This is a genomic window from Bradyrhizobium sp. USDA 4503, assembly GCF_054055815.1.
Window position 1 is genome coordinate 4,087,187 of sequence record NZ_JBSRXS010000001.1, and the last position, 24,847, is coordinate 4,112,033.

At 65.6% G+C, this 24,847-nt stretch carries 24 protein-coding genes; 15 read left to right on the forward strand and 9 right to left on the reverse strand.

Going from position 1 to position 24,847, the window contains the following annotated elements; all coding sequences use genetic code 11:
* Nucleotides 1-149: 149 nt before the first annotated feature.
* The 5 genes from ACVMIH_RS19860 (at nt 150) to ACVMIH_RS19880 (ending at nt 4,942) form a co-directional block, all read left to right on the forward strand.
* Entirely contained in the window at nt 150-1,145 is a 996-nt protein-coding gene (locus ACVMIH_RS19860; RefSeq protein WP_057016990.1) for a small ribosomal subunit Rsm22 family protein, read from the forward strand.
* 215 nt (nt 1,146-1,360) lie between these two features.
* A complete protein-coding gene (locus ACVMIH_RS19865; RefSeq protein ID WP_016839704.1) occupies nt 1,361-1,921 on the forward strand; it encodes a LemA family protein in 561 nt (186 codons plus the stop codon).
* Between the two features lie 167 nt (nt 1,922-2,088).
* On the forward strand, nt 2,089-3,306 hold the full coding sequence (locus ACVMIH_RS19870; protein WP_168855842.1) for a M48 family metalloprotease: 1,218 nt from the start codon (nt 2,089-2,091) through the stop codon (nt 3,304-3,306).
* Between the two features lie 163 nt (nt 3,307-3,469).
* A complete protein-coding gene (locus ACVMIH_RS19875; RefSeq protein WP_016839706.1) occupies nt 3,470-4,213 on the forward strand; it encodes a P-loop NTPase family protein in 744 nt (247 codons plus the stop codon).
* Between the two features lie 60 nt (nt 4,214-4,273).
* A complete protein-coding gene (locus ACVMIH_RS19880) occupies nt 4,274-4,942 on the forward strand; it encodes a P-loop NTPase family protein (RefSeq protein ID WP_057016987.1) in 669 nt (222 codons plus the stop codon).
* Nucleotides 4,943-5,099: 157 nt separating this feature from the next.
* On the opposite strand, the gene ACVMIH_RS19885 is transcribed toward ACVMIH_RS19880, so the two are convergent.
* Complete coding sequence (locus ACVMIH_RS19885) at nt 5,100-5,639, reverse strand: adenine phosphoribosyltransferase (RefSeq protein ID WP_018273383.1); 540 nt, start codon at nt 5,637-5,639, stop codon at nt 5,100-5,102.
* 115 nt (nt 5,640-5,754) lie between these two features.
* Complete coding sequence (locus tag ACVMIH_RS19890; protein ID WP_456863085.1) at nt 5,755-7,920, reverse strand: anthranilate synthase component I; 2,166 nt, start codon at nt 7,918-7,920, stop codon at nt 5,755-5,757.
* Nucleotides 7,921-8,276: 356 nt separating this feature from the next.
* Here ACVMIH_RS19890 and ACVMIH_RS19895 point away from each other — a divergent pair, with 356 nt between their 5' ends.
* Nucleotides 8,277-9,275, forward strand: coding sequence for a VOC family protein (locus ACVMIH_RS19895; RefSeq protein ID WP_456782432.1), 999 nt, complete (start codon nt 8,277-8,279; stop codon nt 9,273-9,275).
* Nucleotides 9,276-9,442: 167 nt separating this feature from the next.
* Here the strand turns inward: ACVMIH_RS19895 and ACVMIH_RS19900 are convergent, their stop codons facing one another.
* The 3 genes from ACVMIH_RS19900 to petA form a co-directional block, all read right to left on the reverse strand.
* On the reverse strand, nt 9,443-10,117 hold the full coding sequence (locus ACVMIH_RS19900) for a dienelactone hydrolase family protein (RefSeq protein ID WP_057017022.1): 675 nt from the start codon (nt 10,115-10,117) through the stop codon (nt 9,443-9,445).
* A 185-nt stretch (nt 10,118-10,302) separates the two neighbouring features.
* Nucleotides 10,303-12,375 carry a cytochrome c1 gene (locus ACVMIH_RS19905; protein WP_026193258.1) on the reverse strand — a complete coding sequence of 691 codons (2,073 nt, stop codon included), beginning with the start codon at nt 12,373-12,375 and terminating at the stop codon, nt 10,303-10,305.
* A 72-nt stretch (nt 12,376-12,447) separates the two neighbouring features.
* Nucleotides 12,448-12,978, reverse strand: a complete 531-nt coding sequence (gene petA, locus ACVMIH_RS19910) for a ubiquinol-cytochrome c reductase iron-sulfur subunit (RefSeq protein ID WP_016839713.1) — start codon at nt 12,976-12,978, stop codon at nt 12,448-12,450.
* 277 nt (nt 12,979-13,255) lie between these two features.
* On the opposite strand from petA, the gene ACVMIH_RS19915 reads away from it, so the two are divergent.
* From ACVMIH_RS19915 to ACVMIH_RS19940, 6 genes are all read left to right on the forward strand, one after another.
* Nucleotides 13,256-13,741 (forward strand): tRNA (cytidine(34)-2'-O)-methyltransferase, encoded by a 486-nt coding sequence (locus tag ACVMIH_RS19915; protein ID WP_456863088.1) that lies wholly within the window; start codon nt 13,256-13,258, stop codon nt 13,739-13,741.
* A gap of 10 nt (nt 13,742-13,751) precedes the next feature.
* On the forward strand, nt 13,752-14,384 hold the full coding sequence (queE, locus tag ACVMIH_RS19920) for a 7-carboxy-7-deazaguanine synthase (RefSeq protein WP_076830475.1): 633 nt from the start codon (nt 13,752-13,754) through the stop codon (nt 14,382-14,384).
* Between the two features lie 27 nt (nt 14,385-14,411).
* A complete protein-coding gene (locus ACVMIH_RS19925; protein ID WP_076830472.1) occupies nt 14,412-14,777 on the forward strand; it encodes a 6-pyruvoyl trahydropterin synthase family protein in 366 nt (121 codons plus the stop codon).
* A 2-nt stretch (nt 14,778-14,779) separates the two neighbouring features.
* Nucleotides 14,780-15,676, forward strand: coding sequence for an oxygen-dependent coproporphyrinogen oxidase (hemF, locus tag ACVMIH_RS19930; RefSeq protein ID WP_200844447.1), 897 nt, complete (start codon nt 14,780-14,782; stop codon nt 15,674-15,676).
* Entirely contained in the window at nt 15,667-16,407 is a 741-nt protein-coding gene (locus ACVMIH_RS19935; protein WP_028338635.1) for an HAD family hydrolase, read from the forward strand. The genes hemF and ACVMIH_RS19935 overlap by 10 nt, the downstream gene beginning before the upstream one ends.
* 141 nt (nt 16,408-16,548) lie before the next feature.
* Nucleotides 16,549-16,788 (forward strand): DUF2158 domain-containing protein, encoded by a 240-nt coding sequence (locus tag ACVMIH_RS19940; RefSeq protein WP_229191608.1) that lies wholly within the window; start codon nt 16,549-16,551, stop codon nt 16,786-16,788.
* Nucleotides 16,789-16,943: 155 nt separating this feature from the next.
* Here the strand turns inward: ACVMIH_RS19940 and ACVMIH_RS19945 are convergent, their stop codons facing one another.
* The 4 genes from ACVMIH_RS19945 to ACVMIH_RS19960 are packed head-to-tail and all read right to left on the reverse strand — an operon-like array spanning nt 16,944 to nt 19,766.
* Nucleotides 16,944-18,200, reverse strand: a complete 1,257-nt coding sequence (locus tag ACVMIH_RS19945; RefSeq protein WP_253625570.1) for a CCA tRNA nucleotidyltransferase — start codon at nt 18,198-18,200, stop codon at nt 16,944-16,946.
* Entirely contained in the window at nt 18,197-18,460 is a 264-nt protein-coding gene (locus ACVMIH_RS19950; RefSeq protein WP_028333189.1) for a DUF6111 family protein, read from the reverse strand. Before ACVMIH_RS19950 ends, ACVMIH_RS19945 begins: the two co-directional genes overlap by 4 nt.
* On the reverse strand, nt 18,457-19,092 hold the full coding sequence (locus ACVMIH_RS19955) for a CoA pyrophosphatase (RefSeq protein WP_371852161.1): 636 nt from the start codon (nt 19,090-19,092) through the stop codon (nt 18,457-18,459). Before ACVMIH_RS19955 ends, ACVMIH_RS19950 begins: the two co-directional genes overlap by 4 nt.
* Nucleotides 19,093-19,124: 32 nt before the next feature.
* Nucleotides 19,125-19,766, reverse strand: coding sequence for a DUF1285 domain-containing protein (locus ACVMIH_RS19960; protein ID WP_057016979.1), 642 nt, complete (start codon nt 19,764-19,766; stop codon nt 19,125-19,127).
* Nucleotides 19,767-20,007: 241 nt separating this feature from the next.
* Between ACVMIH_RS19960 and ACVMIH_RS19965 the strand changes: the two genes are divergently transcribed.
* The 3 genes from ACVMIH_RS19965 to ACVMIH_RS19975 are packed head-to-tail and all read left to right on the forward strand — an operon-like array spanning nt 20,008 to nt 24,763.
* The gene (locus ACVMIH_RS19965) at nt 20,008-21,012 is read left to right on the forward strand and encodes an AAA family ATPase (protein ID WP_038386028.1); all 1,005 of its coding nucleotides are present in this window, start codon (nt 20,008-20,010) and stop codon (nt 21,010-21,012) included.
* Complete coding sequence (locus tag ACVMIH_RS19970) at nt 21,012-21,953, forward strand: DUF58 domain-containing protein (protein WP_076830268.1); 942 nt, start codon at nt 21,012-21,014, stop codon at nt 21,951-21,953. Before ACVMIH_RS19965 ends, ACVMIH_RS19970 begins: the two co-directional genes overlap by 1 nt.
* A complete protein-coding gene (locus ACVMIH_RS19975) occupies nt 21,953-24,763 on the forward strand; it encodes a DUF4159 domain-containing protein (RefSeq protein WP_076830466.1) in 2,811 nt (936 codons plus the stop codon). The genes ACVMIH_RS19970 and ACVMIH_RS19975 overlap by 1 nt, the downstream gene beginning before the upstream one ends.
* Nucleotides 24,764-24,847 lie beyond the last annotated feature (84 nt).

The following is a 24,847-nucleotide window of genomic DNA, read 5'->3' on the forward strand; positions in this document are numbered from 1 at the left end:
TAGCACCTACGCGTCGACGTCATTTTCTGGATACCCGCGCCTCCGCATCGTCATTGCGAGGAGCGATAGCGACGAAGCAATCCATGCCTCAGCACGCGGCGCTATGGATTGCTTCGCTCCGCTCGCAATGACGTGGGATAGTCCGTCACATGACCTCACCCGATCTCCCCGCCGAACTGCGCGCAGCCCTCAACGCCAGGCTCGAAGGCCTGTCGCGCAGCGACGCCGCCGGCCGCGCGGCGGTGATCTCGCAGACCTATCGCGAGGGCGGCGGCTCCTCGACGATCAGGACGGAGACCGATGCGCTGGCCTATGCGCTGGCGCGGATGCCGGCGACCTATGCCGCCGTCGCAGCGAGCCTCAACGCCCTGACGGAGATCAGGCCGGACCTCGCGCCGGCGCGCCTGCTCGATGTCGGTGCCGGTCCGGGGACCGTGACCTGGGCCGCCGCGGAAGCGTTCACGTCGCTGCGGGACTTCACCCTACTTGATGCCAACGGCGCGTTGCGGACGCTCGCCGAGGAGCTGTTTCACGGCAGCATTCGCCTGCACGACGCCAGCTATCAACTCGGCGAGGCGCGCGCCCTGCTCGACAAGGCCGAGCCCGCCGACCTCGTCGTCGCCAGCTACATGATCGGCGAACTCGGCGATGCCGAGCGCGGGGCGCTGGCCGATGCGCTGTGGTCGAAGACCAGCGATACGCTACTGGTCGTCGAGCCCGGTACGCCCGCCGGCTACGCGCGGATCATCGCACTCCGCGCGCGATTGATCGCTGCCGGCGCGCATGTCGTGGCCCCCTGCCCGCATGACAGCGGCTGTCCGCTGGTCGCGCCCGATTGGTGCCACTTCTCGCAGCGCCTGCAGCGCTCGCGCGCGCACAAGCAGCTCAAGGGCGCCGACGTCCCGTTCGAGGACGAGCGCTTCGCCTATGTCGCGCTGAGCCGCGCGCGCGTTGAGAACAGGCCATCGCGCGTGCTGCTGCAGCCGGACGTCGGCAAGGTCGAGATCGCGGCGAAACTGTGCACGCCCGAGGGCGTATCGGTTGCGCGGATCCCGCGCCGCGCCAGAGCCGAATACGCAAGCGCCCGGCGCTGGCGCTGGGGCGATGCGGTATCTCGTCGTCCCGGCCTTCGCCGGGACCCATAACCACCGAAGTTTGTTGTGAGTGAAGCCGTCGCCGCTTGTGCCCCTACCGCGGGCCGCGGCGCATGGGTCCCGGCCTTCGCCGCGACGACGGAATATGTTGAACCGATGTCGGCCAACCTTCGACTAACGCTTGCCCACCTTTCCGCGGCGGGCTGCCCTGCGCCCCGATCTTGGGCTACGGTGCCGCCGTCTCGTCCATCAGGAGCTGCCCCGTCATGTCGACCAGCTGGATCGTTATCGGCGTCATCGTGCTTCTCGTGCTGTTTGCATTCGGCGCCTACAACCGCCTCGTGGCGCTCAGCCAGCGGGTCGGACAGGCCTTTGCCGACATCGACGTGCAGCTCAAGCAGCGTCACGACCTGATCCCGAACCTAGTCGAGACGGTGAAGGGTTATGCCGCACATGAGCGCGGCACGCTCGACGACGTCATCAAGGCGCGCAATTCGGCGATGTCGGCGCAGGGCCCGGCCCAGGTCTCGGCGGCGGAAAACCAGCTCTCCGGCGCGCTCGGCCGGCTGATCGCGCTGTCGGAGGCCTATCCGGACCTCAAGGCCAACGCCAATTTCCAGCAGCTCGCCTCCGAGCTCTCCGATCTCGAGAACAAGATCGCCGCCAGCCGCCGCTTCTTCAACAACGCGGTCCAGGAATACAACACCGGCATCCAGCAGATGCCGGCCGCGCTGTTCGCCGGCATGTTCGGCTTCACCCGCAAGGATTTCTTCGACCTCGGCGCCAGCCGCACGGAGGTCGAGGCGGCGCCGAGCGTGAAGTTCTGATTACTTCCTTCGAGATGACGCCCCTTCGGTCATTCCGGGGCGATGCAACGCATCGAACCCGGAATCTCATCTCACTCACTAATCTCGAGATTCCACAAAGCGCAATTGCGCATTGGGGTTCGCGCGTGCCGCGCGCCCCGGAATGACGGTGAGAGCGGACGCGCACCATGGCCGCCTATGGTCTCTACACGCATATCGCATCGAACAAGTTTCGTTCGATGCTGCTGCTTGCCGGCCTGTTCCTGCTGATCTACGTGCTGGTCTATGCCGGCGCGCTGGTCGCGGAGGTGATGATCGATAGCGGCCGCACCGTCGACTACTACCTAACGCGGGCCTCGCGCGACCTGGTCTCGGCCTTCCCCTGGGCGACGATCGCGGCAGCGACCTGGATCGTGATCGCCTATTTCTTCCACCAGAAGATGATCGATGCCGTCACCGGCGGCGAGAGCGTGACGCGGCAGCAAGAGCCGCGGCTCTACAATCTCCTGGAAAATCTCTGCATCTCGCGCGGCATCCCGATGCCGAAGCTGAAGGTGATGGACAGTCCGGCGCTGAATGCGTTCGCGACCGGACTGAACCGGAGTCAATACGCTATCACCGTCACCACCGGCCTGTTGAAGGCGCTGAACGATAAGGAGATCGAGGCCGTGCTCGGCCACGAGCTCACCCATATCAAAAACGGCGACGTGCAGCTGATGGTGATCGCGGTGATCATCGCCGGCGTGGTCGGCTTCTTCGGCGAGCTGTTCTTCCGCCTGTTCACGAACCTGTCGTGGAACTCGAGCGGCGGCGGAGGCGGCTGGTCGTCTTCATCCTCTCGCTCCTCGTCATCCTCCTCGGACCGCGACAGCAAGGGCTCGGGCGGCGGCGCGATCATCGTGATCATCATCGCGGTCGCGCTGATCTTGCTGGCCTGGCTGCTGTCGCAGGTGGTCAAGCTCGCACTGTCGCGCTCGCGCGAATTCCTCGCCGATGCCGGATCGGTTGAGCTGACCAAGAACCCCGACGCGATGATCTCGGCGCTGCGCAAGATCGAGAACCGCGGCGAGCTGCCGGACGCCACCTCGGCGGTGATGGAACTCTGCGTCGACAATCCGCGCGAGGGGTTTGCCGACCTGTTCGCCACCCATCCTTCGGTGAAGTCCCGGGTCGATGCCCTGGTGAAATACGCCGGCGGCCACGATCCCGGACCGCTGGCGCTGTCGGACGAGACGGAGCCGCAGGATGAGCCGCCCGCGGCGGGCGACCAGCCTCCGCCGGCGACCCATGGCCCATGGGGCGATGTGCCGCCGACACAGAAGAGCAATCCGCCAGCGCTGCCGGGCAACAACCCCACGCAGGGACCATTGGGTCCTCTCCAGGGCCCTTGGGGACGACACCGCTAATCGCGCCCTAGCCTACTCAGTCCATTAAGGAAATTCCCACCAAACCCATCGTGGGCGCCTTAAGGAATTGAATTCTCCCTCGTTTCTGCCATGTTCGCGCCCAAAGCAGTGTGGGGACTTGCCGATCGCCATCGCGATCGGGAGCACGCTTTAAGGGACTTCCATGGCAAAGCCGGTTGTGATCGTGGTGGGCGCCGACAAGGGCGGGGTCGGCAAGACCACCGTCTCGCGGACGCTCCTAGACTATTTCAGTGCCAATAACGTGCAGACCCGGGCGTTCGACACTGAATCGCCGCGCGGCACGCTGAAGCGCTTCCATCCTGACATCACCGAGATCGTCGACATGACGACGACCGCGGACCAGATGAAGATCTTCGACACGCTGAACTCGGGGCCCTCGGTTACCGTGATCGACGTCCGCGCCGGCCTGTTGTCGCCCGCGCTGGCCTCGCTGCGCGATATCGGCTTCCTCGACGCGGCGCGTTCCGGCCAGATCACCTTCGCCGTGTTCCATATCCTCGGCCCGTCGATCGCTTCGCTGGACGAGATCGCCGAAACCGCCAACTTCATGAGCGGCGCGAAATATTTCCTGGTGAAGAACTTCATCAACGACACCCAGTTCTTCCAGTGGGACCAGGCGACCTACAATTCCTACTTCCACCGCATCAAGGATGCCGTGGACCTGACCATCCCGAAGCTCAACGAAATGGCCTATGAGCAGGTCGAGGTCTCCTCGGTTCCGTTCCTGAAATTCGTCGCCAACAAGGGCATCAACGACGACGCCGCCAACTACTCCTTCGTGCTGCGCGGCTACGTCCGGCACTGGCTCGCCAATGTCTGGAGCGAGTACGACCGGATCAAGCTGACCGATCTCGTCGGCGCCAAGTCGGCCAAAGGCGAAAAATAGTCGGACCTTCGACCTTGATGGGGCTGGATTAGGCGAAAATTTGGCCTGATATAGCGGGCGATGTCGTCCACGCCCGTTTACATCATCTGCTCGCCCCGCCCGCAGGTCGGCAAGACGCTGATCGCGCGGCTGCTCGGCGAATTCCTGCTGCTCAAGAACGGCGACGTGGTCTGCTACGACATCAATCTGAAGGAGCCGTCGCTGCTCGACTACCTGCCGCGAATCACCGAAACCGCGGACGTGATCGACACCTACGGCAAGATGCAGCTGATGGACCGCGTCATCGTCAATGACGGCATCGGCAAGGTGATCGACCTCGGCTACCACGCCTTCGACGAATTCTTCAAAATGTGCGACGAGATCGGGCTGATGAAGGAGGCGCTGCGCCGTCGCGTCGCGCCGGTCATCCTGTATGTCGCCGATACCGACCGCGCCTCGGTGCGTGGCTACCAGACGCTGCTCGGCACGATCCCGCCGAACGCGCTGATCGTCATCGACAACGAATTCGTGGTGCGCGGCGAGCTGCCGCCGGTCATGACCGCCAGCCGGGTGTTGCGCTTCCGCGCGCTGCCTGTGTTCCTGAAGACCTATATCGACCGGCTGAACTTCTCCTTCACCGGCTATCTGCGCCAGGAAAAGGATTCATCGACCGAGCTGCATCAATGGATCCGGCGGAATTACACGACGTTCCGCGATCTCGAATTGAGCATGCTGCTGCAGCGGGGATGACTCTGCTCCCTCGCCCCGCTCTTGCGGGGAGAGGGTCGGGGTGAGGGGCTGGTTCCGCAAATTCGACCGAGATTGGAGTGCGCGGAGAGTCCCCTCACCCGGATCGCATCTTCGATGCGATCCGGCCTCTCCCCGCACGCGGGGCGAGGCTAAGAGATCAATGCCCCTCGAACGCCATCAGCGTGCGCACCGGAACGTCCATCGCGCGCAGCTTGGCCGCGCCGCCGAGGTCGGGCAGGTCGACGATGAAGCAGGCGGCGACCACATTGGCGCCGATCTGGCGCAGCAGCTTCACCGCGCCCTCCGCGGTGCCGCCGGTCGCGATCAGATCGTCGACCAGGATCACGCGCTCGCCGGGCTGCACGGCGTCGGCATGCATCTCCATCTCGTCGATGCCGTATTCAAGCGAATAGGCAATCCGCACCGTGGTGTGCGGCAGCTTGCCCTTCTTGCGGATCGGCACGAAGCCGGCGGAGAGCTGATGCGCCACCGCGCCGCCGAGGATGAAGCCGCGGGCCTCGATGCCCGCGACCTTGTCGACCTTCGCCCCCGCCCAGGGATGCACCAGCTCGTCGACGGCGCGGCGGAAGGCCCTCGCATCCGCCAGCAGCGTCGTGATGTCGCGAAACAGGATGCCCTTCTTCGGGTAGTCCGGGATGGTGCGAACAGTCGCCTTGATGTCGTGGTCGAAGGTCATTGGTCTCGCTCTGAGGGTCATTCCGGGGCGATGCGAAGCATCGAACCTGGAATCTCGAGATTCCGGGTCTGGTGCTAACGCACCATCCCGGAATGACGATGGTTAAACTTAGCCTTCACTTGCTACTCACATTAAGCCGGAATGCATTCTCGACAATGCGCAGGCCGACCTCGTTGCCGAGCGACATCAGCGATTCCGGGTGGAATTGCACGCCGCCGACCGGCAGGGTCTTGTGCTCGATCACCATCGCGACGCCGTCTTCGGTGGTCGCGGTCACCGCCAGCACCTCGGGCACGCTGTCGCGCTCGACATAGAGCGAGTGGTAGCGGCCGATCACGATCTCATTGGGCAGGTTCCGCATCAGCCGGCCGCCGCGCACCTGGACGCGCGAGGGACGGCCGTGTGCGGGCTGGCCGAGCTGGCCGAGCTGGCCGCCGAAATACTCGCCGATCGCCTGCACGCCGAGGCAGACGCCGAAGATCGGCAGCTGCTTCTCGAGCGCGGTGTCGATGGTTTTCGCGATGCCGAAATCCTCCGGCCGACCCGGCCCGGGCGACAGCACCAGGAGGTCCCAGCCCTTCTTCTTGAGCATGTCCTGGGCATGGACGTGCCTGACCACGGTGACGGTGGCGCCGACCTGGCGGAAGTAATCGGCCAGCATGTGCACGAAGCTGTCGTCGTGATCGATCAAGAGCACGTTCTTGCCGGAGCCGGTGGCGTCGGGCGCGAAATCCGACAGCGGCTTCGGCGGATCGCCGCGCAGCGCCTGGAACAGCGCCGACGCCTTGACCTGGCACTCACGATCCTCGGCGGCGGGATCTGAATCGAACAGGCAGGTCGCGCCGACGCGCACCTCGGCAAGTCCATCCTTCATGCGGATGGTGCGGATGGTGAGCCCGGTGTTGATGCTGCCGTCGAAATTCACGCAGCCGATCGCGCCGGCGTACCAGCGCCGCGGCGACCGCTCGTGATCCTCGACGAATTGCATCGCCCACAGTTTCGGCGCGCCGGTCACGGTGACCGCCCAGGCGTGGGTCAGGAAGGCGTCGAGCGAATCGAAGCCCGGCCGCAGCATACCCTCGACGTGATCGACGGTGTGGAACAGCTTCGAGTAGGTTTCGATCTGACGCCGCGCCAGCACCTTGATGGTGCCGGGCACGCAGACGCGCGCCTTGTCGTTGCGGTCGACGTCGGTGCACATGTTGAGCTCGAACTCGTCCTTCTCCGAGTTCAGGAGCTTGCGGATCTGCTCGGCATCGCCGATCGAGTCCGAGCCGCGCGCGATGGTGCCCGAGATCGGGCAGGTCTCGACCCGGCGGCCGTCGGAGCGCACGAACATCTCCGGCGACGCGGAGACCAAGAATTCACCGTCGCCGAGATTCATCAGCGCGCCATAGGGTGACGGATTGATGCGGCAGAGCCGCTGGAACACTTCCGCCGGCGAGCGCTCGCAGGGCTCGGCGAACAGCTGCCCGGGCACCGCCTCGAACAGGTCGCCGCGGGCAAACGCCGCGCGCGCGACCTCGACAGTCGCCTGGTACTCGCCCGGGGCGTGATCGGCAAAGCCCTGCCGGCCGTTCCTGGCATAGAGGCTCGGCGCGGTCTCCTGCGGCAGGCCGGCGGTGGATTTGCCCTTCCACGCGAACTCGTAAGTGAGCGCCACGCCGCGGCCAGTGGCGCGGTCATAGGCCAAGAGACGGTCCGGCACGTAGAGCACGATGTCGCGCTGGTCGGCCTCGCGGGCGCGCTTCCGCACGAGGTCCTCGATCTGGAACACGAGGTCGTAGGCGAAGGCGCCGAACAGGCCGAGCAGCGGATCGGCATTGGAGGTGAACGCCGCCACCATGTCGCGCACCAGCGACATCACGCTGGCGCGACGCGTGCGCTGGTCTTCCTCGACCGGCGCGGCGCCGCGGATGATATGGCCGGCGAGCCGCGTTGGGGTCCGCTCCGAGATCACGACGCAGGGCTCGCGCAGCACGTCGCCGAGGAAGGCGATCAGGACCTCGCCGCGCGGGTTCAGCGCCTGCAACGAGAAGTTGGTGCCCGACGTCTCCAGCGCCAGCGGCGGATCGGCAAAGCCGAGGTCAAAGCTCTCGTAGCGGCCCGGTACCGTCGTGCCCGAGGACAGCACCACGCCGCGGCGGCGGTCCAGCAGCGCGATCAAATCGTCGAGACGGTTGGCGCCGCCGGTGAACTGCTCGACCACGCGCGCGACCGCAAGGCCGCCATTGGTCAGATATTCGCTTCGAGCCGGCAGGGAGAAGACTGTCCTGTTCATGTGATCCTCTTACGAGACTTGCCGAGAGAGCGCCACACAGGACAAACGAAGGGCAAATAAACTAACCATCGGTCGCACTGCGATGGCGACCTTCGACGTTTGTGAAAAAAGAAAACGCACCGGCCACCTATGAGAAGGTGGGCCACCAACGACGGGATGGGCAGGCAACGGTGCTCATGCCCGTTACTCACCACCCGGCGCGGGCCGTGTCAAGAGATGGCCCGGCACCCCTGCCCCAATCCTGGACGCCCTTTCGGGCGGCATTTTCGGGTTTGAAGGGGCAGGAATCCGCGTAGGATTTGCTGAAATGGCGGCTGGTCGGCCGCCCAAAAAACAGACAGATGGCGGAGGCGCAGATGGCGATTTTGGGTCTCGGATATGCCGGCTTCGGCTCCGACGCGCTCGACGACTGGCGGCGGTTCGGCACTGGCCTCGTCGGGCTGCAGGCGGTCGAACGCGGCAATTCGCTGCTCGCGTTCCGGATGGACGACCGCAAGCAGCGCATCGTGATCGACCGCGCGCAGGGCGAAGGCACCCGGTTCTTCGGCTGGGAGGTAGCTGACAGTGCGGCCCTCGATGCGCTGGCGGCACGGCTGGAGCGCGCCGGCGTCACCGTGACATCAGAGCCGCTGGCGCTCGCAGATAGCAGGCGGGTGCGCGGCCTGATCTCGTTTCGGGATCCCGCCGGCAACCGCCTCGAGGCGTTTCATGGCGCCGAGATCGACGACACGCCGTTCAGGCCGGGCCGCTCGATCTCCGGCTTCCGCACCGGGCCGCTCGGCCTCGGCCACGCCGTGCTGACGGTCGAGCACATCGCGCCGGTGATGAGCTTCTATGTCGACGTGCTTGGCTTCGGCCTCAGCGACTACATCGAAAAACCGTTCCGCGCCTATTTCTTCCACGTCAATGCCCGCCACCACTCGCTGGCGCTGATCGAGACCGGCACGAACGGCATGCATCATCTGATGGTCGAGCTGTTCTCGCTCGACGATGTCGGCCAAGCCTATGACGTCGCGCAGCAGGAAGACCGCGTCAACGTCACGCTCGGCCGCCACACCAACGACCTGATGACGTCGTTCTACGCCAAATCGCCGTCCGCCTTCATGGTCGAGTGCGGCTGGGGCGGCCGCGAGATCGATCCGGTGAACTGGACACCGTTCGAGATGCATGACGGCCCGAGCCTGTGGGGCCACGAGCGGGTCTGGCTGTCGCCGGAGGACCGCGCCGTCGCGCGCGAGATGCGGATGCGCGCCGCCGCCGAGGGCAAGCGCGCACCGGTGCAGGTGATGGAAGGTAATTTCAAGCTGATGTCGGGCACCTGCCCGTGGTGGGACGGGGTGAAGGCGGAGAGTTAGATCTCGCCGTCGTCCCTGCCTAGTGCGCAATTGCGCATGGGAGCAGGGACCCATAACCACAGGGCCTAGTTATTTGGCGAGATGACTGCCAGCGTGCCCATTGCAAAAGCCACGGCGTATGGGTCCCGGCCTTCGCCGGGACGACGCCGGTGGTTTTGGCAATCGCCTTACCCCAGGTGCTTCTTGAAGAAGTCCGTGGCGCGGCCCCAGGCGAGTTCGGCGGCCTCGCGGTCGTGCACCGACTGGCGCTGCTCGTTGACGAAGGCGTGCTCGGCGTCATAGCGGAACAGCTCGAGCGATTTGCCGGCGGCCTTCATCGCCTTCTCGAAATTGCTGACGAGCTCCGGCGTGCACCAATCGTCCTTGTTGGCGAAATGCGCCTGCAGCGGAATCCTGACGTCGGCGGGCTTGGCGGCCTGCTCCGGCGGAATGCCGTAGAACACGACGCCCGCAGTTAGTTCCGGCACATGCACCGAGCCGATGATGGTCACCGCGCCGCCGAGACAGAAGCCGGTCAGGCCGACCTTGGCGCCGTTCTTGGCGAGATACTGCGCGGCGCCGCGCACCGTCTGCGTGGTGGCGTCCATGAAGTCGAGCGAGTTCATCTCTTTGCCCGCGGCATCGGTGTCGTGATACGGCACCACCTTGCCCTTGTAGAGATCGGGCGCCAGCGCATCGAAGCCGGCCACCGCGAAGCGGTCGCACAGGCCCTTGATCTGGTCCGACAGGCCCCACCATTCCTGGATCACGACGACGCCGGGTGCGTTGCCGCGCGCCGCATTGGCGAGATAGCCCGACGCATCCTTGCCGTCCGGACGCTTGAAGCTGATGCTGGTACCCATGAGTTCCTCCGCAATGTTTGCCGGCTGATTGGCCGGCATCTTGTCCGCACTCGGCGGCCGACGCAATTGACGACACTGTCATTCCGGGTTCGATGCTACCCCGTCACCCCGGAATGACGGAGAGATTGCAAACAAAAAAGCCCCCGAAGGGGGGCTTTCTCAAACTCGCTATACCGTACCCGAGATCAGTGGGCGTTGGCCCAGACCTTGCGCTTGGTGAAGTACATCAGGAAGGCGAAGACGACCAGGAAGAAGAACACCTGCATGCCGATCCGCTTGCGCTCCTCCATGTGCGGCTCGGCCGCCCACATCAGGAACGTGGTGACGTCATGCGCGTACTGCTTGACCGTCGCCGGCGAACCGTCGTCGAAGGTCACCTGACCGTCGGACAGCGGCTTCGGCATTTTGATGGCGTGGCCGGGGAAGTACTTGTTGTAGTACGAGCCCTCCGGGATCGTGACGCCCGCCGGAGCCTTGTCCTCGAAGCCCTGCAGGATGGCGTCGACGTAGTCGGGTCCCTGCTCCTGGTACTGGGTGAAGAAGTCGATCGCGAACTGCGGGAAGCCGCGCTTGTAGGACCGCGCCTTGGTGATCAGCGAGAGGTCGGGCGGCGCCGCGCCGCCATTAGCCGCGCGCGCGGCCTGCTCGTTCGGGAACGGCGACGGGAAGTAATCCGCCGGGCGGCCCGGACGCTCGAACATCTCGCCCTGGTCGTTCGGACCGTCCTTGATCTTGTACTCGGACGCGAAGGCCGCCGCCTGCGCCGGCGAATAGCCGGGACCGCCGGGATCGGCGAGGTTGCGGAACGCGACATAGGACAGGCCGTGACAGGCCGCACAGACTTCCTTGTAGACCTTCAAGCCGCGCTGCAGCGAGCCACGGTCATAGGTGCCGAAAGGACCGGAGAACGACCACTTCTGGGCCGGCGGCGCGTTGCCACCCTCCTCGGCCTTGGCGTTCTGGGTGCCGCCGACGAGCAGGCTGCCGGCCACGACCATCGCGAGCATCACAGAGGCCGCGGTCGCGGCCCTTCCCTTGCTCTTCGCCAGCACGTCGTCGGCGATCGAGTTCGGCACCGGACGCGGCGTCTCGATGCGGGCGAGCAGCGGCAGCACAATCAGGAAGTAGGCGAAGTAGCAGACCGTCAGGATGCGGCCGGCGATCACATAGATGCCTTCCGGCGGCTGCGAGCCGAGGTAACCGAGCAGGATGCAGACCACCACGAAGATCCAGAAGAACTGCTTGGCCAGCGGGCGATACTTCGACGAACGGGTCCGTGCGCTGTCGAGCCAGGGCAGGAAGCACAGGATGATGATCGCCGAGAACATCGCCACGACGCCGGCGAGCTTGTTCGGGATCGAACGCAGGATCGCGTAGAATGGCAGGTAGTACCATTCAGGCACGATGTGCGCCGGCGTCACGCCCGGGTTCGCCGGGATGTAGTTGTCGGCGTCGCCGAGATAGTTCGGCATGTAGAAGATGAACCAGGCGAAGAAGATCAGGAAGCAGGACACGCCGAACATGTCCTTGATCGTCGCATACGGCGTGAACGCAACGGTGTCCTTCTCGGTCTTAGCCTCGACGCCGGCCGGGTTGTTCTGACCCGCGACGTGCAGCGCCCAGACGTGCAGCACGACCACGCCGGCGATCACGAACGGAAGCAGATAGTGCAGCGAGAAGAAGCGGTTCAGCGTCGGGTTGCCGACCGAATAGCCGCCCCACAGCAGGGTCACGATGCTCTCGCCGAAATAGGGCACGGCCGAGAACAGATTGGTGATGACGGTGGCGCCCCAGAAGCTCATCTGGCCCCATGGCAGCACGTATCCCATGAAGCCCGTCGCCATCATCAGGAGGTAGATGATGACGCCGAGGATCCACAGCACCTCGCGCGGCTCCTTGTACGACCCGTAATAGAGGCCGCGGAACATATGGATGTAGACGGCGAAGAAGAACATCGACGCGCCGCAGGCATGCATGTTGCGCAGCAGCCAGCCGTAATTGACGTCGCGGACGATCAGTTCGACCGACTTGAAGGCGAGGTCGGCGTGCGGCGTGTAGTGCATCGCCAGGATCACGCCGGTCAGGATCTGCAGCGCCAGCATCATCGAAAGGATGGCGCCGAAGGTCCACCAGTAGTTCAGGTTGCGCGGCGTCGGATAGGCCACGAACGAGGAGTGGATCAGGCCGAAGATCGGAAGGCGCCGTTCGATCCACTTCAAGGCGGGGTTGCTCGGTTGGAAATCAGATGGTCCGCTCATTGATGCGATCCTGAAGAAGAAAAACGACGCGATGGGTCCAAGTGGAAGCTGAAATCCCGGAGGGGCCGGGACTTAGCCGATCTGGATTTTGGTGTCGGAAAGGAAGGCGTAAGGCGGCACCGCCAGGTTGGCGGGCGCCGGCCCCTGGCGGATACGACCGGAGGAGTCGTACTGCGAGCCGTGGCAGGGGCAGAAGAAGCCGTCGTAATTGCCTTCATGGGCGATCGGGATGCAGCCGAGATGGGTGCAGATGCCGATCACAACCAGCCACTGGTCGTGGCCGGCCTTGACGCGGGCCGAGTCGGGCTGCGGATCGGGCAGGCTCGAGAGCGCCACGCTCTGGGCCTCCTGGATCTGCTTCTTGGTGCGATGGCTGATGTAGATCGGCTTGCCGCGCCAGAAGACCTTGATGTCCTGGCCCTCGGCGATCGGCGTCAGATCGACCTCGATCGGCGCGCCGGCCGCGATCGTCGCGGCATCCGGGTTCATCTGCGCAACCAGCGGCCAGACGGTGGCGGCTGCGCCGACCGCGGCGGCTGCTCCGGTTGCAACAAAGAGAAAATCACGGCGTGTCGGATGGTCCGCCGAAGACGCTGTCGTCACGATTCCTAGCCCTTTCTTTTCTGCAGCCGGTGGAACCGCCCTGGAGACGCAGGACGCGCCCCAAGAAAGGCTGCCGGCGCCCGCGGCCCCCGCGGCGGCAGAAAACCGCTATTCCCCACCCCAAATGGCGGAACAGCAGTCCAGAATCGTTCTATTGGCACCCTTGCCGGACGAGCGCAAGCCCGCTATCGGCTCGCACACGTGCAATGCACGAAATCCGCGCCGAGCGATGTTTTATTGAGACAATTTCATCCGGATTTCACGGGCCGCCCGCACCATGCAGATCGCGCTGTTCCAGCCCGACATCCCCCAGAATACAGGGACGATTCTGCGCCTCTGCGCTTGCCTGGACGTGGCAGCCCATATCATCGAACCGGCGGGATTCGACACCTCGGACCGGAATTTCCGCCGGGCGGGTATGGACTATCTCGACCATGTGCGGTTGAAGCGTCACGACTCATGGTCGAAATTCGAGGAATGGCGGGCCGAGGCCGGATGCCGGCTGGTGCTGTTCACGACCAAGGCGGCGAAATCCTATCTTGATTTCGCGTATACGGCCTCCGATGTCCTGCTGTTCGGGCGCGAGACGGCAGGGGTGACCGACGCGGTGGTGGCCGCTGCGGATGCGCGGCTGGTGATTCCGATCCGGCCGACCATGCGTTCGCTCAATGTTGCCGTCACGGCGGCCATGGCCGTCGGCGAGGCGCTGCGGCAGACCGGTTCAGGAATCGCCGGTTCGGGAATTGCCGGTTCGGCAACTTAAGGGATTTTTGGTGAGCTACGCGGTCAAGGAGATCTTTCTCACCCTGCAGGGCGAAGGCGCCCATGCGGGCCGGGCCTCCGTGTTCTGCCGCTTCGCCGGCTGCAACCTCTGGAGCGGCCGCGAGCAGGACCGCGCCGGCGCGGTCTGCAAGTTCTGCGACACCGATTTCGTCGGCACCGACGGCACGCTGGGCGGCCGCTATGCGACCGCAGAAGAGCTTGCCGGCACCATTGCCGCGCAATGGACAGGAGGCGAGGCCGACCGCTACGTCGTCCTGACCGGGGGCGAACCGCTGCTGCAGGTCGACGCGGCCTTGATCGATGCCCTGCACGGCCACGGCTTTGCGATCGCGATCGAGACCAACGGCACCATCGTCCCGCCCGACGGGCTCGACTGGATCTGCGTCAGTCCCAAGGCCGCGGCCGAGCTCGTGATCCGCAAGGGGCACGAGCTCAAACTGGTTTATCCGCAAATGGAGAACGCACCGGAGGATTTCGCCGGCCTCGCCTTCGAGCGCTTCTCGCTGCAGCCGATGGACGGCCCCGACGTGATCGAGAATACCGAGCGGGCGATCGCCTATTGCCTGAAGCACCCGCAATGGCGCCTTAGCGTGCAGACGCACAAGTCGCTCGGCATTAGATGAACTAACAGAATCGGATTGTTGAACGAGATGTGGGAATTGACGAAAGCGTTTCGGTTCGAGGCTGCGCATGCGCTGTCCGGAACGACCTTTGGCGCCGCCAGCGAGGAGATTCACGGCCACTCCTTTCGAGCCGAAGTTACCGTCCGCGGCACGCCCGACCCCGCGACCGGTATGGTGGTCGATCTCGGCCTCCTCGAACGCGCCATGGCCGAGGTGCAGAAGACGCTCGACCATAAGTTCCTGAACAAGATTGAGGCGATCGGCGTGCCGACGCTGGAGAATCTGTCGCGCTTCATCTGGGAGCGCTTGCAACACGCAGGCAAGCTGACCCGCGTCAGCGTCCATCGCGACAGCTGCAACGAAAGCTGCACCTATTTCGGCCCGCAAGGTTAGTCATGCTGCCAACAGATCCCGCCATCATCGAGGACCGCAAGGCGCGTGCGCGCGGCTGGTTCGAGGCGCTACGCAACGACATCTGCGCCGCCTTCGAGAAGCTCGAGGACGACGCCCCGTCCACGCTTTATCCCGGCGCCGCCGGCCGGTTCGCGCGGACCCCCTGGGACCGCACCGACCACACCGGCAAGCCGGGCGGCGGCGGCGTGATGTCGATCATGAAGGGCCGGCTGTTCGAAAAGGTCGGCGTGCACTGCTCGACCGTGCACGGCGAATTCGCCCCCGAATTCCGCGCGCAAATTCCAGGTGCCGCCGACGATCCGCGATTTTGGGCATCGGGCATTTCACTGATCGCGCATCTGCGCAATCCGAATGTACCCGCCGTGCACATGAACACCCGCTTCGTCGTCACCACCAAGGCGTGGTTCGGCGGCGGCGCCGACCTGACGCCGGTGCTGAACCGCCGGCGCACCCAGGAGGACCCCGACACGGTCGCCTTCCACGCCGCGATGAAGGAGGCGTGCAGCGGGCCGAACGGCGTCGCCGACTACGACAAGTACAAGAAATGGTGCGACGACTATTTCTACCTGCCGCACCGCAAGGAAGCCCGCGGCATCGGCGGCATCTTCTACGACTGGCACGACAGCGGCGACTGGGAGGCCGATCTCGCCTTCACCCAGGACGTCGGGCGCAGCTTCCTGAAGATCTATCCCGACCTGGTGCGGCGCAATTTCGCGGCCGCCTGGAGCGCGGAGGATCGCGACGAGCAGCTGGTCCGCCGCGGCCGCTATGTCGAGTTCAACCTGCTCTATGACCGCGGCACCATCTTCGGCCTGAAGACCGGCGGCAATGTGGATTCGATCCTGTCGTCGCTGCCGCCGGAGGTGAAATGGCCGTGATGAACCTGCCGCGCGCGATGTTGATCGACATGGATGACACCATCCTGTCGGCCTATGGACGCCCCGAGATCGCCTGGAACACGATCACCACGGAGTTCGCCGCGGAACTGGCGCCCCTCCCCCCGGATCAGGTCGCGACCGCGCTCTTGGCCTATGCACGGCAATTCTGGTCGACCGCCGAGCCGATCTGGCGGATCAAGCTCGGCGAGGCTCGGCGGCTCACCGTGAAGGGCGGCTTCGCGGCGCTCGCGGCAGCCGGTCACCGCGCGCTGCCGGACGATCTTGCGGACCGCATCGCCGATCGCTTCACCGCCTATCGCGAGGAAGAGATGTTCGTCTTCCCCGGCGCGCATGAAGCGATCGATGCGTTGAAGGCGCTCGGCATCAAGCTCGCGCTGGTCACCAACGGCGCCGCCGACATGCAGCGCGCCAAGGTCGAACGCTTCGCGCTCGGCCATCGCTTCGATCACATCCAGATCGAGGGCGAGCACGGCTTCGGCAAGCCGGAGGAGCGCGCCTACCTGCACGCGATGGAAGCGCTCGGCGTCACCGCATCCGACACCTGGATGATCGGCGACAATCTCGAGTGGGAAGTCGTGGCGCCACAGCGGCTTGGCATCTATGCGATCTGGATGGACGTGCACGGTGTCGGGCTGCCGCCGGGATCGACCATCAAGCCCGACCGCATCATCCGCTCGCTGAGCGAACTGGTTCCTGCCGCGCGCAAATAGCGCATCGCGGCCGTTTTCCACGTCAATTCCATTGAAGCTGGCGCCGGCCGTGATTTGGCTCTCATCACCGGTCGCTAGCCTGCCGCCCGCGTCATCCAGCGCGGAGGGAAAATCATGGAACTGAAACCAGGCGATGTTGTCATGCTGAAGTCCGGCGGCCATCCGATCACGGTCGTCGAAATCGACGAGGACAAGGTCGAGTGCCTGTGGATGGGTACGGACGGCGACTTGTTTCGCGAAACCTTGCCGCTTGTCGCACTCGAATCGACCGAGCTCGATCCGGAGGACGATGAAGAGGAAGACGACGAAGACGAGGACGACGCGGAAGAAGAGGACGACGAGGACGAAGACGACCGCAAGAAGAAGCGCAAGGCGGCGTGAGATCAGTTGGCGCGATGCTGACTGGCAGATGCCGGCAGCATCGCCTCCATGCGACGTTCGACCGATCGTCGTTCAGCCAATCGTCACCGTGCCGCCGCTGACCACGGCGGCATCGAGACGTCGGCAAGAAAACTCAGAGAAAACTCAGAGGAAATTCAAAGCCGATGGTCGCGGGTGAAACGGGCCGCGGTCTGGTCGGCGATATCAGACAGTATCTTCGGCTCCAGCGGAAAGTCCGCGGCCAACCAGGCATCCTCCGCCAGGGTCAGGACATGTCCGAGTGCCGGTCCCTCGGCAATGCCGCGCGCGATGAAATCCGACGCCCGCAACGGAAAGTGCGGCGCGCGCCAGCGCTCCGGCAGCGTGGCGAGCGCGCGCCATTGATCGACATCCTGGCCCGCGCCGGTGCGCGCCCAGGCCAATAGCACCCGGTCGCGATACGGCTCCTCGTCGAGCCGGTACAGCCTGCGCTTGGCATGCGCCTCGTCCATGCCGGGCAAGCGCCACCAGCGATGGCCCATCGAATCGAGCGCCTTGGCCTCGGCGTTGGAGAGCCGCAGCCGGCTGGCGATACGCCGCGCGTCCTCGGTCACGGCGACCGTCAGCGCGGCGAGCCTTCGCATCGCGCTCGGCGCGAGCTTCATCAGCCGCTCGATCTCGATCATAGCCGCGAACGGTCCAGTATAGGCGATGCCGCCGAACAGCGGCTGCAGCAAACCACCGTCACCCATCGCGACCATTGCACTTGCGGCGCCGTTCGCGACCACGAGCTTGAGCATCTCCATGCGGATCCGCTCGGCCGACAGGCCGCTCAAACCGGCGCGCCCGCCGATGCAGGCGAGATAGCCGGCGCGATCGACCTCGCCCGCGCCGTAGGCGGCGTGGAAACGGAAGAAGCGCAGGATGCGCAGATAGTCCTCGGCAATCCGCTGCGCGGGATCGCCGATGAAGCGCACGCGCCTCGCCTCGATGTCGGCGAGGCCGCCGACGTGATCGTGCACGACGCCCGAAGCGTCGACCGACAGGCCGTTGATGGTGAAGTCGCGCCGCTCGGCGTCACGCACCCAGTCGCGACCGAACGCCACCCTGGCCTTGCGGCCATAGGTCTCGGTATCCTCGCGCAGCGTCGTCACCTCGAAGGGCTGGCTGTCGACGACCAAGGTCACCGTGCCGTGCTCGATGCCGGTCGGCACGCTCTTGATGCCCGCCCGCTTGGCGCGGCGGATCACCTCCTCCGATAGCGCCGTGGTGGCGATGTCGATGTCGGCGAGCGGAATCTGCATCAAGGCGTTGCGCACGGCCCCGCCGATCACCCGCGCTTCCTCGCCGTCGGCATTGAGCAGGTCGAGCACGCGCGCCGCGGGCCCGGAAGCGAGCCATGGCGCGTCGGACAACAGGCGCACCTCGCTCATTTCTCAACTCCCGGCACCAGCTTGCCGTTCTCGATATGGGCTGGAACGTAGGTCGAATTCGGCGGCGCGCCAGTCAATTCGGCCAGCAGCACGAAGCTCACGATGACCATCACCAGCGCCACCAGCGTCAACTTTGCGATCATGTCGAGCGGCCATGACGCCGGCAGCGTCACGCCGGACCGCGTCGCGATGAGGAAGATGGCATAGACCGCGAAGGGGACCAGAAAGATTCCGATCTCGGTCAATACCGTGCGGATCATGACAGATAGATCCGCTCATACAGCACGCGCAGGATGCCCGCGGTCGCGCCCCAGATGTAGCGCTCGGCGAACGGCATCGCGTAATAGGACCGGTCCATGCCGCGGAATTCCTTGGTGTGGATCTGATGATTCTCGGGATTCATCAGGAAGGCGAGCGGCACCTCGAACGCATCGACCACCTCCGCCTCGTTGATCGCAAGCGTGAATCCCGGCTTCACCTTGGCGACCGTCGGCAGGATGCGGAAGCCGAACGCGGTGCCATAAAGGTCGAGATAGCCGACCGGGTCGATGAATTCCCGCTTCAGTCCGACTTCCTCGCAGGCCTCGCGCAGCGCGGCATCGAGCGGCGAGGCGTCGGTGGCGTCGATCTTGCCGCCGGGAAACGAGATCTGGCCGGCATGGCTCGACAGATTGGGCGAGCGCTGCGTCAACAGCACGGTCGGCTCGGGGTGATCGACCACCGGGATCAGCACCGCGGCCGGCCGCACCGGCTGCTCCTGCGCCACGATCTCGAGCATGCGGTCGTTGCCGGAATCTCCGGTGCGCGGAATGATATGCGGATCGACTAGGCCCGGCGGCACATCGAAAGTGAGCCGCGTGCGGGCCCGCGCGAAGAATTCCGTCGAGCTGATCGTCGCCGGCTCCACCTTCAGCAACGGCTCGTTCAAAGTGCGTCCCTCACCTGACTGGCATCGGCCATCGCGAAGAACTCGCCGCCGGACTCGATGCCGAACATCTCCTGACCATCGACCATCCGCTGCTCGCCCATGTCAACCAGATCGTAATAGAGCGCGCGGGTGACCTTGGCCCACAAATCGGCGCGGACGTGCAGATAGGGCGTCAATCCGCCGTCCTCGGCCGCCTCGAATCTGAGGCCGTGGCCTTTCTCGCAATCGACCCAATCGTCGACATTGGTGCGGAACCTGAGCAGGCGGCCGCGCGCGTCTTCCCCGGCCTGCATTTCCACGGCAAGGAACGGCGCGTCATCGACGCGGATGCCGACCTTCTCCACCGGTGTCACGAGAAAGTGCTTGCCGTCCTCGCGCTTCAGGATCGTGGAGAACAACCGCACCAGCGCGGGGCGGCCGATCGGCGTTCCCATGTAGAACCAGGTGCCGTCAGGCGCGATTCGCATGTCGAGATCGCCGCAGAATGGCGGATTCCACAGGTGAACCGGCGGCAGACCCTTGCGTCCGGCCGAACCCGATGTCGCAGCTTGATTGGCGGCCGTGGTGAGCCCTTCGAGACCCTTGCTCCCGAGGCCCGTAGTTTCCCTGCCGGAATCGCTCTGCCCTTGCTTCGCCATTGTTTGCCTTAAAGTTTCCTACCTTCAATCTGGCACGTTTGGTGCACATATCCTGAGATGTGGTCGGGATGTCATTCTCGCCACATCGTGATGCCGTTCATACCCTGAAACACCGATAAGGTGGGGATAGTTTAATTCAACGAATACATGGCCTTCGCTCAGGTTTAGCATGAGGGCCGAGATGACGACAGATGATGACGACGCGCCGATGTGCGCGCATCGTCAAGAAGGAGCGGATCGAATGGCTGGTGCAGACAGCGTCGAGAAACTGGAGGATGTGATCGTCCGTTCGGCCGAGCAGGTCGCGGGCCAGATCAAGGCCGCCAAGGAAGCGGTCTCCACCGTGATCTTCGGCCAGGAGCAGGTGATCGAAAACACCCTGGTGACGATTCTGTCGGGCGGCCACGCGCTGTTGATCGGCGTGCCCGGCCTCGCCAAGACCAAGCTGGTCGAGACCCTCGGCGTCACGCTCGGCCTCGATGCCAAGCGCATTCAGTTCACCCCCGACCTGATGCCGTCGGACATTCTCGGCGCCGAAGTGCTCGACGAGAGCTCGGCCGGCAAGCGTTCGTTCCGCTTCATCGCAGGTCCCGTGTTCGCGCAACTGCTGATGGCCGACGAGATCAACCGCGCCAGCCCGCGCACCCAGTCGGCGCTGCTGCAAGCCATGCAGGAGCAGCACATCACCATTGCCGGCGCGCGGCATGATTTGCCAAAGCCGTTCCACGTGCTCGCGACACAGAACCCGCTGGAGCAGGAAGGCACCTATCCGCTGCCCGAGGCGCAGCTCGACCGCTTCCTGATGGAAATCGACGTCGACTATCCCGATCGCGACGCCGAGCGGCGCATCCTGTTCGAAACCACCGGCGCCGAAGAGGCCGCGGCCAAGCCGTCGATGGACGCCGAGACGTTGCTCACCGCGCAACGCCTGGTGCGGCGGCTGCCGGTCGGTGATTCCGTGGTCGAGGCGATCCTGACGCTGGTCCGCGCCGCGCGTCCCGGCACCGAGGGCGGCGAGGCCGGCAAGCTGATCGCATGGGGCCCGGGTCCGCGCGCCAGCCAGGCCTTGATGCTCGCGGTGCGCGCCCGTGCATTGCTCGACGGGAGACTCGCGCCGTCGATCGACGACGTGCTCGATCTCGCCGAGCCCGTGCTCAAGCACCGCATGGCGCTGACGTTCTCGGCGCGCGCCGAGGGTCGCACCATTCCCGACGTGATCAAGCAACTGAAGACCCGGATCGGTTGATGGCCGCAGACAACAGGCACCACAACGAGGAGATCCTTGCGGTTCGACGTGCCGATGGCGAAAGCCGAACGCTCGCCGCATCGCTGCCGCGTCTGGTGCTTGAGGCCCGCCGTGTCGCTGCCAACGTCATCCATGGCCTGCACGGCCGCCGCCGCGCCGGCTCGGGCGAGAATTTCTGGCAATACCGCCGCTTCGTCTCCGGCGAGCCGTCGCAGCGCGTCGACTGGCGCCGCTCGGCACGCGACGACCATCTCTATGTCCGCGAGCAGGAGTGGGAAGCCGCGCACACGGTGTGGATCTGGCCCGACCGCTCGCCGTCGATGGCCTTTGCCTCGCGCGAGGCGCGCGACAGCAAGCTGGAGCGCGGACTGATCGTAGCCTTCGCGCTCGCCGAGTTGCTCGTTGCGGGCGGAGAACGCGTCGGCATTCCCGGCCTGCTGAATCCGACGGCAAGCCTCAACGTGATCGACAAGATGGCGGAAGCGATGTTGCACGACGAGAAGACGCGCGCGAGCCTGCCGCCGTCCTTCGTGCCGTCGTCGCTGGCCGAAGTCGTCGTGTTGTCGGATTTCTGGTCGCCAATCACAGAGATCACGACGATGCTGGCCGGGCTTTCCTCCTCCGGCGCGCACGGCACCATGATCCAGGTCGTCGATCCCGCCGAAGAGACCTTCCCCTATTCCGGGCGCGTCGAATTCGTCGAACCGGAGATCGGCAGCGTCATCACCGCGGGCCGCGCCGAGAGCTGGGCGAGCGATTATGTCGCCCGGGTCGCGCTGCATCGCGACCAGATCCGCGGCGAGACCAATCGGCTCGACTGGCTGTTCTCGACCCATACCACCAGCCGCTCCGCTGCCGAGCTGCTGTTGTTCCTGCATGCCGGCATGATGGTGAGCAAGGGCGGCGGCCGCTCAATAGTCAAGGCGGGACGCAGCGCATGATCGCAGGCCTCCCCCTCTCCTTTGCCGAACCGCTGCTGCTGCTGGGGCTGGTCAGCCTGCCGGTGCTGTGGTGGCTGTTGCGCGTGATGCCGCCGCGGCCGCGCCGGATCGAATTCCCGCCGACGCGGCTATTGTTCGACATCGCGCCGAGGGAGGAGACACCGTCGCGCACGCCATGGTGGCTGACGCTGCTGCGGCTCGCCGCCGCCGCGCTCGTCATCTTCGCAGCCGCCGGCCCGATCTGGAATCCACAGACCGGCGTTGCCGCCGGCAAATTGCCGCTGGTGATCCTGCTCGACGACGGCTGGAGCGCGGCCTCGAGCTGGGATGCGCGGATAAGGGCCGCGGACGAACTGATCGCCAACGCCGACAGCGACCGCCGCGGCGTCGCGCTGGTGCCGCTGTCCGAGCCCGCGCGCGACATCACACTGATGCCGGCCGGCGCCGCGCGCGTCGCGCTGCGCCAGCTCGCGCCGAAGCCCTACTCGGTCGATCGGGTTGAAACTCTCGGCGCGCTTGGACGTTTCCTCAAGTCGACCGGCGACTGCGACATCGCCTGGCTGTCCGACGGCGTCGACACCGGACGCGGCAGCGAATTCACCGAGGGGCTCGGCAAGGTGATCGAGAGCCGCAATCTGACGATCTATGCGGGCGGTGCGCAGTCGGCGCAGGCGCTGGTCGCGGCCGAGAACGCCGCCGCCAAGATGACGGTGAAGGTGCTGCGCACCGAGAGCGGCATCGCGGCGGGAACGGTGCGCGCGGTCGACGCCAAGGGATCGCCGATCGGCGAGGCGCGCTACACATTCGGACCGCAGGATCGCGAGACCGAAGCCGCCTTCGATCTTCCGGTCGAATTGCGCAACGACATCGCACGGCTCGAAATCTCCGGCGAGCATTCGGCCGGCGCCGTGCAGCTGCTCGACCGGCGCTGGCGCCGCCGCGCCATCGGCGTGGTCTCGGGTGCGAGCAACGACACCGCGCAGCCGCTGTTGGCGTCGACCTTCTATCTCTCCCGGGCGCTGTCGCCATTCGCCGATGTCAGGCTCGGCGATCGCGGCGCGCCGCAGCAGGTGATCGGGCAATTCCTCGACCAGCGGCTGCCGATGATCGTGATGGCCGACGTCGGCACGCTATCGCCAGAGATTCGCGACCGGCTGAATGCCTGGATCGAGCAAGGCGGCGTGCTGGTGCGCTTCGCAGGTCCGCGCCTCGCCCAGGCCGATGACGACCTCGTTCCCGTCAAGCTCCGCCGCGGCGGACGCACGCTCGGCGGCAGCCTGACCTGGGAGAAGCCGCAGCACATGGCCTCGTTCGCCGCCGATGGCCCGTTCTCGGGCCTCACCGTGCCGAAGGACATCACCGTCAACCGCCAGGTGCTGGCCGAGCCCGACGCCGTGCTCTCGACCAAGAGCTGGGCCTCGCTGGAGGACGGCACGCCGCTGGTCACCGGCGAGCGTCGCGGCAAGGGCGTTGTCAGCCTGTTCCATGTCGGCGCTGACATGCGCTGGTCGGATCTGCCGATGTCCGGCACCTTCGTCGAGATGCTGCGCCGGCTGATCGACATGTCCGGCTATACCTCGAAGCCCGGCCCGGGCGTCGCCAGCGATCCCAATGCCGAGACGGTTGCGCCGCTGCGCACGCTCGACGGCTTCGGCGTCTTCGGCCCGCCGCCCTCGAGCGCCAAGCCGATGTCGGCGGACTATCGCGATCGCGGCACGGCCGACCATCCGCCCGGCTTCTACGGCACGGCCGAGAGCCCGATCGCGGTCAACACGCTCGCCTCCGCCGATCGCATCGCGCCGCTCGACACCTCGGCCCTGCGCGCGACGCGTGCGAGCTACACCAACGCCGAGCCGCGCGATTTGCGCGGCATCATGCTGTCGACGGCGCTGGCGCTGTTCCTGCTCGATGCGATCGTGGTGGCCATGCTCGGCGGCGGCCTTGCCGCGCTGATCCGGCGGCGCGCGGCACCGGCCGTGCTCGCGTTGGCCTTCATCCTTGCGACCACGATGGTGCCCTCGCCGAGCCGCGCGCAGAACGCCAGCAGCGACGACTTCGCCATCAAGGCGGTGTCGCAGACGCGGCTGGCCTACGTCGTGACCGGCAATGCCGACGTCGATTCCATCGTCAAGGCGGGGATGTCCGGACTGACGCTGTTCCTCGGACAGCGCACCGCGCTGGAAGCCGGCGATCCCGTCGGCATCGATCCCGCGCGCGACGAGCTGACGTTCTTCCCCCTGATCTACTGGCCGATCGTGCCGGGCGCGCCGAAGCCGCCGCAGGACGCCATCAACAAGATCGACGCCTACATGAAGCAGGGCGGCACGGTCATCTTCGATACCCGTGACGCCGTCGAAGCGCCGCCGGGGGACAGCGGCTCATCGCAAACGCCCGGCATGCAGACGCTGCGCGAATTGCTGTCGACCCTCGACGTGCCCGAGCTCGAGCCGGTGCCGCGCGAGCACGTGCTGACCAAGACGTTCTATCTGCTGCGCGACTTCCCCGGCCGCTTCAACTCCGGTCAGACCTGGGTCGAGGCGCTGCCGCGCGAGGACGACGACGAGGCTGCGCAGCGCCCGGCGCGCGGCGGCGACGGCGTCTCGCCGATCATCATCACGTCGAACGACCTCGCCGGCGCCTGGGCGATCCGCCCCGACGGCCAGCCGATGCTGCCGCTGACGCCGGGCGAGCCGCGCCAGCGCGAATTTGCCTTCCGCGCCGGCGTCAACATCGTGATGTACACGCTGACCGGCAACTACAAGGCCGACCAGGTGCACGCGCCTGCCTTGATCGAGCGGCTGGGACAATAGAGATGCAAGTGCTTCAGCTGCCAACACCGTCATTCCGGGATGGTCCGAAGGACCAGACCCGGAATCTCGAGATTCCGGGCTCGA